The organism is Kangiella sediminilitoris (genome assembly GCF_001708405.1).
GTDB lineage: Bacteria > Pseudomonadota > Gammaproteobacteria > Enterobacterales > Kangiellaceae > Kangiella > Kangiella sediminilitoris.
On sequence record NZ_CP012418.1, the window covers coordinates 1294275 to 1308058 of the forward strand.

The window sequence follows — 13784 nt, forward strand, 5'->3', positions numbered from 1 at the left end:
TACGTGTGTAATTGTTTTTTATGTGATGGGACTTACAGACCCAAGGATCTGATCCTAGCCGCTAATAACACCATATTTAGACTAATCACTCAAGTAGACGAAGATAAATCCTACTAATTTTTTAGTTAAGACAGAGGTTTAGGACGGAAGTTGTATATAAAATACTCAAAAAGTTACTTTAAGGTCTTTGGGTAGAGCATTTAGGGAGGGGTGTGTTACATGAAAACCAGACCTCAGGGAGCCCGAAGTCTGGTTACGGAGTCTTTATAGGTTTTAAGACAGCTCGCTTTCAATGCTTGCCTTAAGGCCAAGAACACGGGCCAACACTCTTTTAAAGAAGAAGGACGACTTCTCATCCAGGGTTCCGTTTGCTGCACTCTCCATTTTTAACCATAGATAAGCATAAGTTATCAAAGCGGTGTAATGCAGATAATCGCAGGCAACAAGCTGTCCGATTTCTGGATTGTTAGAGCTTTCATTAATGATCTTCTGCGACAGCTCCTCTAGGTCGGTTAACAACTCTTCAACTTGATGCTTATGGTCTGAAGAATCGATACGGTTGAGGTCTGCCTTTATTTCAGATAAGAAAACATTGAGAAACTCACCTTTATTAGCAATGAGCTTCCGTCCAATTAAGTCCAGCGCCTGAATGCCATTAGTGCCCTCGTAAATTTGTGCAATTCTGCAATCCCGGACGTGCTGTTCCATGCCCCACTCTCTTACATAGCCATGACCACCGAAAACTTGCTGTCCAATGGTACAAGTTTCATAACCGGCATCAGTGAAGTAGGCTTTTGCAATAGGCGTTAACCATGCAGACATGATATCTGCTTTTTTAACAGCATCCCCGTCTTCACTATGGAAAGCAATATCAAGGTAGCTTCCTAGCCATACAGCTAAGGCGCGACCAGCTTTATTGAATGATTCCATGGTATTCAGCATACGTTGAACGTCACCATGCTTTTTCAATGGGGCCGGAGCTTCACCATCGGTGGCTCGACCCTGAAGTCGTTCATTTGCGTAGTTGGTAGCTTGCTGAAACGACATTTCACCCAGCCCAATACCTTGGATACCAATCGATAGACGCTCCAGGTTCATCATAGTAAACATACAACGTAATCCCTGATGTGGAGGACCTACGAGCCAACCTTTTGCGCCATCCATATTCATGACACAGGTTGATGATGCCTTAATACCCATTTTATGCTCGATAGCACCACAGCGGATAGCATTTCTTTCGCCTATGGATCCATCATCATTGACCATAAATTTAGGGACAATGAAGCAACTGATACCTTTCGGACCCTCTGGAGCATCAGGCAACCGTGCCAAGACTAGGTGAATGATATTTTCAGCCATATCATGCTCGCCACCGGTAATAAATATTTTAGAACCTTCTAGTGAATAACTTCCATCATCGTTCTCGGTCGCCTTAGTCTTCAATAGTCCAAGATCAGAGCCCGCATGTGCTTCAGTAAGGCACATTGAGCCAGACCATTGACCACTGATTAAGTTCGGCAGGTACTTCTCTTTCATCTGCTCATCACCGTGAGCCTGTAATAATTGCGTTGCACCGGCTGTTAAACTGCCATACAGGCAGAAAGAGGTGTTCGTGGAATAGAACATCTCTTCTATTAAGACGTGAAGAGCCTTTGGCAAACCCTGTCCACCGTAGTTTGGATCAGCCGTAATAGACTGCCATCCACCTTCAACATAAGACTGGTAGGCTTCTTTAAAGCCTTCTGGAGTCGTCACAACACCATCTTGCAAACGGCATCCCTCTTCGTCGCCACTGCGGTTGATAGGCTGTAGTACACCGGTAGCAAACTTTCCTGCCTCTTCAAGAATCGCACCGTAGAGATCATTGTCAAATTCAGCAAAATCCGCGATACCTGCAAATCGATCAGTTAGTTTGAAAACATCTTTGACAAGAAACATCATGTCATCGACAGGCGCTTGATACTGCATAAAGACTCCTATAACTACTATGAATGAATATAACACCCTTTCTGGTCAGACGTCTTGGTCTGACCAGCTCTAGTATAGGAAAAAGAATTTAACCTTGTCCAGACATATGGCCATTTATTTTGGGATGATTGTCAGGGGAAAGCTGCTCAAAGAGGAATGGAAAACAAAAAAGCCGCCTCAAGGGCGGCTTTGTATTTATAGGTTAATCCTTAGTGGGCTTTGCCCTTCCTAAAGTCTTCCCAGTATTGTTTTACAGTCTGTTTCATATCCTTATGGAGCAAAGTAATACCGACCAGGTTGGGTATGGTCATCATTACAATGGCGACATTTGCCAAAGCCCAGACTACAGTGGTATCTACAACCGCCGCAACAGCAAACATTACAACATACACCACTCGGTAAACAAGGACACCACGCTGACCGAAGAGATATATAACGGCTCGGTCACCATAGTATGACCATGCAATAGCCGTGGTAAAGGCAAACAGTAATAGACCTAGTGATACGATGTACTTACCATTTTCACCCAGGAAGCCTCGGGTAAAAGCTTCGGCTGTTAAGCTGGCGGAATGAATAAGCGAGCGACCTTCAACAACAATGGCTGAGTTTTCCAACTTACCATCGCTGACAGTAATGACACCGGTGATAGGAACCAGTTTATTGGTTGTCTCATCCTGTTGTTTATAGACCACATCTTCTGCAACTGAGTTAGCGTTTAGTAATGTAAAGCCATCAGATATCGCCTCACCATCTTGTAGTGAGATACTGCCACTGTAACGCTTAATACCAGAGTCTGATTTCGTCTGAGGGTTTAAGAAATCTCTCAACTTCTCAACATGCTCAGTATTTTGATCAGTCCACTCACCAACGATGAAGTCCATGTCAATGCGATCGAATGTATTCTGGTGCTTATCTTTCCAAACTCCTGAAGACAGAATAACCAAGGCAGTTAGCGTACAGATAATCAAAGTATCAATAAATGGTTCCAGCAATGACACCATACCTTCTGAAGCAGGCTCTTTACCTTTTGCTGCCGAGTGAGCAATAGCTGCTGAACCCTGACCTGCTTCGTTTGAGAATAAGCCTCGGTTTACACCACGCTGCATCGCATAGGCAAAACTTGCACCCAGGAAACCACCTACTGCCGCAGAACCAGAGAATACGCTGCCGATAATTGCCCCGAAAGACGGAATAATGTTTTCATAGTTATAGACAATAACCAGGAGTGCACCAACAACATAAAGGAGCGCCATAAACGGTACGACACGTTCAGCAACTTTGGCGATACGCTTAATGCCACCAATAATAACCATCGCCAACAAGATAGCCAGACCAACCCCGGTAATCCAGTTTGGTAAGGCAAAGGTATCATTCATTACCTGAGCGATATTATTGATTTGTGGCATGTTGCCCGTACCAAAGGAACTGATAATGGTAGCAATAGCAAATATAACTGCTAACCACTTCATATTCAGTTTCTTTTCCATATAGTACATAGGGCCGCCAGCCATGGTGCCATCTTCTGTTACTTCACGATATTTGTGAGAAAGCGTTACCTCAACAAACTTAGTAGTCATACCAAGGAAAGCAGTCACCCACATCCAGAAAATGGCCGCTGGACCACCCACAAAAATAGCCAGCGCTACACCCCCGATATTACCGGTACCAACGGTACCTGATAGCGCGGTTGATAAAGCACCAAAGTGGGAAGTATCCCCTGGATCGGATTTTTTACTATATTTACCACGGACGGTACGAACAGCCTGTCCGAAGTAGCGAATTTGTGGAAAACCTAAATATAGTGTGAAAAAGACACCAACACCGATTAACAAATATGGAAAGTAATCCGCACCGCCTAAATAGCCGTTCAGAAAGTCCAGTCCATTTTTAATTTGCTCGATAATATCCAAAGAGAAGTCCCCATTAAACTTATTAGTTGAAATTATCGGCTAACCTTACCATTATGAGAAAAGCTTGGCTAGGTTTTCTCTACTCCTGATCAAAGGCCTCATCAATGTATTCGAGAGGAAGCTGAACAAAATTTGCCGACTCTGTATTCTGAAACCGAACCCCGATACCTAATAATCTGACCGACTTTTCACGACGATGGAAACCTTCATCCATCAACTCATAGAACAAATCATCGTTAACTCCAAAACTGGTTTTCTCAACCGTGGTAGCCGAAAAGTCACTAAATTTTACCTTAACAAACAGTTTATTGACCGGAGAGTCTATATTTGAACGAGCAAGACGGTGCTTGAGAGTTTCCATCAATCTTGGCAGTTGATCCTGACAATCTTCCAATGTGTAAAGGTCACGGTCATAGGTATTTTCAACACTTAATGACTTTCTTGGATAATGAGTAATAACCGGCCTGTTATCAATGCCACGCGCAAGATAGTATAAATTTTGCCCAAATGAACCAAACTTGCGTGTCAAATCCAGAAGCTCTAACTTTTGTAGATCTGCACAATTATAAACACCCATATTATGAAGCTTTTCTGACGTTTTCTTACCGACCCCGGGTATTTTTTTTACTGGAAGCTCTAACATGAAGGCATCAACCTCGTCGGGGGTAATCACAAACTGACCATTTGGTTTTTCCCAATCTGACGCTACCTTGGCTAAGAACTTATTAGGCGCTATCCCTGCTGATGCTGTTAAGTTCAGTTCCTTGTGGATCTCATGTCGAATTGCCTGCGCAATATACGTAGCGCTCCCCTTGTAATGCTCGCTGTCAGAAACATCCAGATAAGCTTCATCCAATGATAAGGGTTCTATTAATGGGGTGTACTTCGAGAAAATGGAGCGGATAACTTTTGAGTCATGACGATACTTATCAAAATTAGGAGGAACAATGATCAGATTCGGACATAACCTTTTTGCATGAGCCGATGCCATTGCCGAATGAACGCCATAACTGCGAGCTTCATAGTTACAGGTCGCAATGACACCTCTCTTATCCGGAGAGCCCCCCACGGCAACCGCTGCTTTACGCAATAAGGGATCATCCCTCATTTCAATGGCGGCATAAAAGCAGTCCATATCCACGTGGATAATCTTTCTACTGGTTTGGGTTTCTATTGAAGCTTTGGGCATGCCCTATTTTATTCTGGAATGAATGGGTTGTCATTGACTTAGGACTTTTGATACTACACTTGCCATGTGAGCAATTTGAAAACAAGCATATTATTCATCATTCACATGCTTAAAGTTAATATAATTAAAAGCTCACTCTCATTAAAGTCCCGCCCAAATCACTAGTATCGATATGAATCTTACCGTTATAAGCGGCAACAATTTCTTTTACAACCGACATACCAATTCCCTGCCCTTCGACCGTTTCATCAAGTCTCTTACCGCGAGATAGGATTGCCAGACGAACGTTTTCGGGTATACCTGGGCCATTATCCTCAACAGTTATAGAAACTTTACCAGCTGAACGTTCAGCTTGAACAGATACTTTTGACTCGGTCCATTTACAGGCATTATCCAGAATATTTCCAAACACCTCATAAAAGTCACCTTCATTTAAAGCAATGGTTAAACCTGGTTTTACACTAACGGAAAAATCAATATTCTTATCCTGGTACACCTTCCCTAAACTGGTAACCAACTTATTAATAGCAGGATCAACATCCATCGAGCGCATCATAACCTGAGGACCACTAGTCGCCCTCTGTAGCTGGTAGGCAACGATTTGATCCATGCGATCAATCTGCTCGGAGCAAATCCTCTCTAACTGACCTGATTCAGACTCATTTTGTAGTGCTGCTTTCATCACTGCCAATGGAGTTTTAAGACTATGAGCAAGGTTTCCCAAGGTTTCTTTATACCGTTTACTCTGATGGCGCTCATTTTTTATAAATCGATTGATATTCTCCGTTAAGCGTTGCAGCTCTTGAGGGTATTTATCAGATAGCGTACTTAATACACCTTTTTCGACCTCACGCAATTCTTTAACCGCTCTTCGTATCGGTCTTAACGTCCATCGCATCACAACAAATAATAGAAATAATAGCGACAAGGCCAGAATAGAAAGCCAGGTCCATAGCTGATTCCTGTAAGCAGAGATCACTTGATCGAACGGCCGCTTATTCTCCAATATAACAAAGTGATATAGTGAAACCTTTCCCTCCTGAGATTCCCATTCAGCTATGTAGTGAAACCGAAAATATTCTGTATCATCCATAGTGATTTCAGCCAGTGTTGCCTCACCCGGTAAACTTAAAGGTAACGGAACTTTATGTTGCTCCTGATCATATCGAGCTGATAATGATTTCCAGATTAAACTTTCAGTCTCATCATAAACTAATGCAGACAAGCCACTGTTATATTGGTTGAAACGTTTATCAGAGGGAATTTCTTCGGGTAGAAAAAGGTCGCCGGGCTCAATTTCATCGGCATAAGACAACAAACTATAAAACTGTGCGTAGAGCCTTTCATATGTAGCCTGCTTAATGCCTGCTTTGTATGAGTCAAGCAGAATGAAACTCATAGCAGCAATAAAAAATACCAGTACGATACTGGTATTTAGTAATAAGCGCCTTTGTAAAGAATATGTAGGCTTGCCGTTACTGTTATTAGCCAAAGCTAGTCCTTTTCTAAAGGTCACTATTCAAACGATAGCCACGGCCTCGAAGCGTCTCTATCGGTTTTAAGCTACCATCAGGATCAATCTTTTTACGTAAGCGTCCTACAAAGACTTCAAGGACGTTTGAGTCCCGATCATAATCCTGAGCATATAAATGTTCTGTTAACTCTGTCTTTGAAACTACTTTATCGGGATTGAGCATCAAGTATTCTAGTACTTTGTATTCATATGCGGTCAAATCCATAACCTTATCATTAACTTTTACTTCCTGTTTAAGACTGTTCAAGCTGATTGGGCCTTTAATAATTTCCGGCTTTGAATAACCTGAAGCCCTGCGCAATAGAGCATTAACTCTCGCCAGCAACTCTTCTGTCTGGAAAGGTTTTACCAGATAGTCGTCTGCACCAGCAGCTAAGCCATCGACTTTGTCCTGCCAATGGCCACGGGCTGTCAAAATCAAAATTGGAAAACCTACGTCTTCATTACGAAGGGTTTCTATGACTTCGATACCAGAGATGTCAGGCAATCCCAAATCAAATATCCCCAAATCAAAAGAGAACTCTTTACCTAGGTAGAGACCTTCTTCTCCGTTTGGAGCTTCTTCTACAACGTAACTCTGTTTTTGCAATGCTGCAACCAGCTGTTGGCGCAAGGCACTGTCATCTTCCATCAATAATATTTTCATGCTTCTCTACCCTCAAATGACAAGCAAGTTAACAACATTTACAGTAGGCGACCGTTACAGGCATTAACGTAATAATGTCGAACCCTTCCTGAATTAGTTAGGACTCTAACTCTATAAACCGGTGGCTTAGAGCGCATATTCAAACTTGCGGAAAGAACTTTCCCGTCAGCTCGTCTGGCAACAGCGCTCATTGCAGCACTCTTACCGATTGGCCTACAAGTTTCAACTCGTGGTTTATCAAGTGTAGGCAGCTGCTTCGTAGAAGCAGCCTGCAAACTACCAATTAAGGTAACAAGACCAAAGAGTATAAATGCGATTTTCTTAATCATTAAATTCTCTTAAAACCTTTTAAAAAATTTCGACTTAGATCATCATCTTAATGACGATGATATTTTTTTACCGTATCAAGTTCAATCCATCGACCTGGTTTATATTCCGTAAAGGTAGTGTAGTGACGTCCACGATACTTATACACCACATCATAACCTACTAATTCTTTGTTGCGATAGTGGCGAGGTTCATAACGTGTTTCACAATAGCTGTCTCGTGACCTGGCACTACCCTTTCCAACAGCAGCACCGATCAAAGCACCAGCTACTGCTCCAGCTTTTTCGTTACCCCGTCTGTCGCCCAATTTATAACCAATCAGGCCTCCTACAACGCCGCCAACGAGAGCTTTACGTCGTGCATCATCTGCATCATAGCGTGATCTTTCCGAATAACAAGTTCTAACCCGTTCTGGTCTATGGCGATACTCAATATAATCAAAAACTGGGGATACACTGATGACTTTGCCCTTGGCTGAGTGCCCGTATGAGTAGTCATCATAATAACTCGCATTGCGATACTCCCGGTCATCATAACGATGATCTGCGCTAGCAATAGCAGGTGCTAGAGCAATTGAAATAGCTAACGATGTCAATAAGAAAGGATATTTGATTTTCATAACTTGTCTCCTGAAGCCTTTAATAATTGGCTTATTTCAGGAGACAGTTTATAGGGTTACAACTGAATTAAAGATGAACCAGAATGGTTATTTACTAAAAGTACGGAAAAGAAATAAAACAATAATGGCGCCGCCAACAGCAGTTAAAATCGTTTCAACATTAAAGCCAGTCGCCTGCGCTGAACCTATGCCTAGCAAATTACCAACGAACCCACCAACAAAGGCTCCCACGATGCCTAGGACAATGGTCATTATCCAGCCTCCTTTATCAGGGCCTGGCATGATTACTTTGGCTAAAGCACCCGCAACCAGCCCCACCAGAAGCCACATTAAAATACTCATACTATTGTCTCCTTTTCTGTTGATTTATCATTGTGTTCAGTATGCCAAAGAAATGTTTACCATCAGCTTAACAATATGAAAAATACAGTTAACATTCTCTAAAAGTTGAGGCATCAATCCCAAATAACCAAATCATCCGATTTCAGATGCTTTTCTACCCTGCCTTTATAACGGTCTTCTATCTGTTGACGACGTATTTTTAAAGTTGGTGTGATTAAGCCATTTTCGGTATTCCACTCTTCATCAACCAGTATCAATTTTGCCAGCTTTTCATGACTTTCCAATTTATTGTTGAGCATCTTTAATAACTCAACAGCTTCATCATGGTAGCCCTTCTTATCCGAAAACTGTTTGTTATAAATAGATGCAACGGCTACAGGAGAAGGCAAGCCATCACCGATAACACAAAGGTGCTCTACTCCCAACTCTGGCTCTAATGTGGCTTCAATCGGTGCTGGCGTGACATATTTACCCTTGGAAGTTTTAAAAATGTCTTTCAGACGCCCCGTTATGAACAAGAAACCATCATCATCAATTCGCCCGAGATCACCGGTATGGAAAAAGCCATCATCATCCAGAACCTCAGCTGTTTTCAAAGGCTCTTTGTAGTAACCCTTCATTATGCAGGGGCTACGTAACAGGATCTCTCCAGACTCAGCAATTTTTGCCTCTGCAGTTGGTAAAGTGACACCGACAGAACCAGCTTTCCATTTATCTGGAATAGACGCATGTGAAAAAGCCATGGTTTCTGTCAAACCATAGGCCTCACAGATTTTGATACCGATGGAACGGAAGAAGTTTGAAGTGCCTCGTGGCAGTCCTGCAGCTCCTGACAAACATATTTTTGCTTCTTCCAGGCCTAGTCCTTTAAGTATTTTCTTTCTAATCAGTGAGTTAAGGAATGGAATTTTAAGCAAAATCTTAAGTTTTGCTTTACCAACCTGCTCTTCAATACCATGTTGGAATTTCAACCAGATCCGCGGGACCCCAAAAAATATCGTCGGTTTTACAGAGCGTATGTTTTCCTGGAACATTTCCAGAGACTCAGTAAATGAAATAGTACTACCAGTATGAATGCTGATAATCTCTGTCAGTTCTCTCTCTGCGCAGTGCGCAAGAGGTAAGTATGAGAAACAACGCTCGTCCTTCAAATCAATAAAAGCAGAGGCAGCGGCTGCACCATTGGATAGTATTTTGTGAGTAATCATAACTCCTTTTGGCATACCCGTGGTTCCGGATGTATATATGATGGTAGCCAGTTCATCCATATCAGGAACAGGAGAATCTTCGTATGGCTCCTCACCGGCGATGATTTCATCCCAATCTTTCATCTCCGTATGATGTTGATGGCATCCAATCAATTGGACGTCTTCCGGTATGGTGTCCGACTTTTTGTCCCATTCAGGATATTTCCCAATAAACGCTAGTTTACTTTCACTATGTTCAAGAATGGTCGTAATGGTGTCAGAGCCAGCGCTTGGGTAAATTGGGACACTGATATGTCCGGCAAGCATAATAGCCAGATCGGCCATTACCCAGTGCGAACAATTATAAGATAGCAGTGCTACCTTACTATTTGCTGGGAGTTCTCGCTTTAAGTATGCGGCCATTTTTCGGATCTGCTCACCGGCATTATGCCAAGTATATTCCTTCCAGTCATTGCCATATGGCTGTCTTAAAAATGGCTGATGAGCCTTCTCTTTTTCCCAACGATAAAATGCGGATAGTGTATTTTCTAATTCTAACTGGCTAACCGGCGACTGAGTCATATATTCTTTTCCTACCCTTAGTCTGATATTTGATAATACATTAAATAATGTGGTCCGATGTTTTCTATCATAAACTCATTACCCTGTATTTCAAAATCAAGTTTGCGATAGAACGGTAACGCAGCAGTTCTGGCGTTGCACCACAGTAGATTCCCACCCCTTAAACTACATGAATTAATTCCATGCTTTAGCAACGCCCGACCTATGCCCTGGCCTCTTACATCTGAGTCAGTGGCCATTCCTCTCAATCTCCAGGCATTATCGGCTGAGAGCGATGGGTGAGCCTCAGGATAAAAGGATGCAATACCAACAACTCGATTATTCTCGATAGCAGCAAGGTGAAAAACGCCTACCATTGAATCTTCATCATAGTGGCAGCTCTGAACTGGCTGCCCCGGACGCAAGACCTTATTTCTTAGAGGATAAATATCTTCAACGGGGACTTCTTTAATAAAAACGGTCATTTGTTTACCATAAAAAAAGCCACCGGGACTAACCAAGTGGCTTTTTTATTTTTGAGATCAATTACTGATCACCTTTATCCTCTTCCGTAAGCTCTTCTTCGGCCTCATCAACTTCTTCTTCGGCCTCTGCCATTGCTTCTTCAGTATCTTGCTTCATTTCATCAAGACCCTGTTCGGCATCGTCCATCATTTTCTGGCCTTCATCTTTCGCTGCCTCATAAGCATCCGCAGTTGCTTCAGCTGCATCCTCAGCAGTCTCTTCGGTAGCTTCTGCTGCATCAGCGACAGCTTCTTCTGTGCTATCGACAGCTTCCTCAGTGGCTTCTTCTGTATTCTCTACAGCTTCAGCAGTAGCTTCTTCTACTGCCTCTACAGCCTCTTTAGTTTCTTCTTTGACTTCTTCCTGTTTATCATCACTGCAAGCAACAACCAGAGCTGATGCTAAAAGCGCTATGGCTAAACGTTTCATTGAGCTATCCTCCTCATTTAATTAAAGTTTTTTTCTAACTCAAAAAGCAGTATGCCATGCGCTTTTTATTTAGCAAAGTAAATTTGCTTAAATTGTGACCTATTGATTAGCCAGGAATAACCAGGTTTCTAATACTGTGTCTGGATTTAATGACACACTATCAATTCCCTGCTCCATCAACCACTTAGCTAAATCAGGATGATCGGATGGACCTTGCCCGCAAATACCGATATATTTGTTCGCTTTTTTGCAGGCTTTTATTGCGTTAGCCAATAACACCTTAACAGTTGGATCACGCTCATCAAACAAGTGAGAAATAATGCCTGAATCACGATCAAGACCTAACGATAACTGAGTTAAGTCATTAGATCCGATAGAGAAACCATCAAAGTACTTTAAGAACTCTTGAGCCAAAACAGCATTCGACGGAAGCTCGCACATCATTATAACGCGTAACCCATTATCTCCACGTTTAAGGCCATTCTCTTCCAGCAAATCAATAACCGTCTTCGCTTCACCCAGGGTACGTACGAATGGGATCATAATTTCAACGTTATTAAAGCCCATTTTATTACGAACACGCTTTATCGCCTCGCACTCAAGTTCGAAGCAATCCCTGAACTCTTCAGAAATATAACGAGACGCTCCACGGAAACCAATCATTGGGTTTTCTTCATGTGGCTCGTACAAGTTACCTCCAATCAGGTTGGCATACTCATTAGACTTAAAGTCTGACATGCGTACGATCACTTTCTCTGGAGCGAAAGCACAGGCGATAGTTGATATACCCTCTACTAGCTTACTGATGTAGAACTCTTTAGGATTAGCATAACCAGACATTTGCATCGCTATGGTCTTTTTAAGACTCTCGTCTTCAAGTTTATCGTAGTTCAACAATGCCTTTGGGTGAACACCAATCATACGGTTGATAATAAACTCGAGACGGGCCAGACCAACGCCTGCATTTGGATACTGACCAAAATCAAAGGCTCTGTCAGGGTTGCCCACATTCATCATAATCTTGAATGGTAGTTCCGGCATATTGCTGATAGAGCTTTTATTAATTTCAAAGTCCAGTAGACCCTGGTAAATATTACCAGTATCACCTTCAGAGCAGCTCACGGTAACTTCCGCACCATCTTTGATGCGATCAGTTGCATCACCACAACCTACAACAGCAGGTATACCCAGCTCACGAGCAATAATAGCTGCATGGCATGTACGGCCACCACGATTAGTAACGATTGCTGCTGCACGCTTCATGACCGGTTCCCAATCCGGGTCAGTCATATCAGTGACCAGTACGTCCCCTTTCTGTACATCTTTCATCTCGTCGATAGAACTGATAACACGAGCTTTACCTTTACCAATACGCTGGCCAATGGCTCGACCAGTCGCTACCAGTTCAGATTTATTTTTAAGCTGGTACCGCTCGATAACGTTTTTATCAGAGCGACTTTTTACCGTTTCAGGACGAGCCTGGACAATGTATAACTTGCCGTCAGCACCATCTTTGGCCCACTCAATATCCATTGGGCGCTTGTAATGCTTCTCAATGATCATTGCCTGCTTTGCAAGTTCCTGAACTTCCGCATTATTGATACAGAAGTTCATACGCTCATTCTGATCAACCTTTACTGTTTCAATACTTTTGTCATGCTCGTTATTGTCGGTGTAGATCATCTTGATAGCTTTACCACCAAGGGTTTTACGAACAATTGCCTGACGTCCCTGCTCTAGTGTTGGTTTATAAACGTAGAATTCATCAGGATTAACCGCGCCCTGTACTACCGTTTCACCCAAGCCATAAGCACCCGTGATAAAAACAACGTCGTTAAAGCCAGACTCGGTATCCATAGTAAACATCACACCACTGGCAGCGATATCACTACGGACCATTTTTTGAACACCAGCAGATAGAGCAACTAATTTATGCTCGAAGCCCTGATGAACACGATAAGCGATTGCGCGGTCATTGAATAATGAAGCAAAAACTTCTTTTAACGCTTTCATAACATTGTCCAGACCACGGACATTTAGAAATGTTTCCTGCTGCCCTGCAAAAGATGCATCAGGTAGATCTTCGGCAGTTGCTGATGAACGTACAGCCACCGCAAATTCTTCGTTGGCATCACCTTTTAGCTTGTTGTAAGCGTCAGTGATTGCCATTTCCATTTCTGGAATAAATGGGGTATCCATCACCCAGCCACGGATTTTAGCGCCAACCTCCGCTAGCTTTTCGACATCATCAACGTCTAACCCGTCTAGTTCCTGGTTGATTTTCTCGTTCAGGCCGCTTTGCTCTAAAAATGCACGGAAAGCATCAGCTGTAGTGGCGAAACCGCCAGGTACACTAACACCCATGTTGCTCAAATTACTGATCATCTCGCCAAGTGAGGCGTTTTTACCACCTACGCGCTCGACGTCGCCCATGCCTAACTCTTCATACCAAAGTACGTACTTATCCAAAGTATTTCTCCCGTTCTGGTATGCAAATTAAAGAAAATCGCCTTCTATCCCAGCGGCTACTTGCTGAAAACAGGCGTA

12 protein-coding genes are annotated in these 13784 nt (G+C 42.7%); all 12 read right to left on the reverse strand.

What is annotated here, in order from left to right; translation table 11 throughout:
* Window positions 1–273 precede the first annotated feature (273 nt).
* Window positions 274–1968, reverse strand: coding sequence for an acyl-CoA dehydrogenase (locus tag KS2013_RS05970; RefSeq protein ID WP_068991106.1), 1695 nt, complete (start codon window positions 1966–1968; stop codon window positions 274–276).
* A gap of 209 nt (window positions 1969–2177) precedes the next feature.
* Window positions 2178–3869 (reverse strand): alanine/glycine:cation symporter family protein, encoded by a 1692-nt coding sequence (locus tag KS2013_RS05975; RefSeq protein ID WP_068994437.1) that lies wholly within the window; start codon window positions 3867–3869, stop codon window positions 2178–2180.
* A gap of 88 nt (window positions 3870–3957) precedes the next feature.
* Window positions 3958–5067 (reverse strand): DNA polymerase IV, encoded by a 1110-nt coding sequence (gene dinB / locus KS2013_RS05980; protein WP_068991109.1) that lies wholly within the window; start codon window positions 5065–5067, stop codon window positions 3958–3960.
* A 124-nt stretch (window positions 5068–5191) separates the two neighbouring features.
* Window positions 5192–6559 (reverse strand): ATP-binding protein, encoded by a 1368-nt coding sequence (locus tag KS2013_RS05985; protein ID WP_068994439.1) that lies wholly within the window; start codon window positions 6557–6559, stop codon window positions 5192–5194.
* A 13-nt stretch (window positions 6560–6572) separates the two neighbouring features.
* The gene (locus KS2013_RS05990) at window positions 6573–7247 is read right to left on the reverse strand and encodes a response regulator transcription factor (protein WP_068991111.1); all 675 of its coding nucleotides are present in this window, start codon (window positions 7245–7247) and stop codon (window positions 6573–6575) included.
* 38 nt (window positions 7248–7285) lie between these two features.
* Window positions 7286–7576: a PepSY domain-containing protein gene (locus tag KS2013_RS05995; RefSeq protein WP_068991114.1), complete on the reverse strand. Its 291-nt coding sequence runs from the start codon at window positions 7574–7576 to the stop codon at window positions 7286–7288.
* Between the two features lie 47 nt (window positions 7577–7623).
* Window positions 7624–8193: a glycine zipper 2TM domain-containing protein gene (locus KS2013_RS06000; protein WP_068991116.1), complete on the reverse strand. Its 570-nt coding sequence runs from the start codon at window positions 8191–8193 to the stop codon at window positions 7624–7626.
* An 87-nt stretch (window positions 8194–8280) separates the two neighbouring features.
* A complete protein-coding gene (locus KS2013_RS06005) occupies window positions 8281–8535 on the reverse strand; it encodes a GlsB/YeaQ/YmgE family stress response membrane protein (RefSeq protein ID WP_068991118.1) in 255 nt (84 codons plus the stop codon).
* 113 nt (window positions 8536–8648) lie between these two features.
* Entirely contained in the window at window positions 8649–10304 is a 1656-nt protein-coding gene (locus tag KS2013_RS06010; protein ID WP_068991121.1) for an AMP-binding protein, read from the reverse strand.
* Window positions 10305–10321: 17 nt separating this feature from the next.
* Complete coding sequence (locus tag KS2013_RS06015; protein ID WP_068994441.1) at window positions 10322–10768, reverse strand: GNAT family N-acetyltransferase; 447 nt, start codon at window positions 10766–10768, stop codon at window positions 10322–10324.
* Window positions 10769–10829: 61 nt separating this feature from the next.
* Window positions 10830–11237: a hypothetical protein gene (locus KS2013_RS06020; RefSeq protein WP_068991125.1), complete on the reverse strand. Its 408-nt coding sequence runs from the start codon at window positions 11235–11237 to the stop codon at window positions 10830–10832.
* 99 nt (window positions 11238–11336) lie between these two features.
* Window positions 11337–13670, reverse strand: coding sequence for a phosphoenolpyruvate synthase (ppsA, locus tag KS2013_RS06025; RefSeq protein WP_407656671.1), 2334 nt, complete (start codon window positions 13668–13670; stop codon window positions 11337–11339).
* Window positions 13671–13784: the final 114 nt, after the last annotated feature.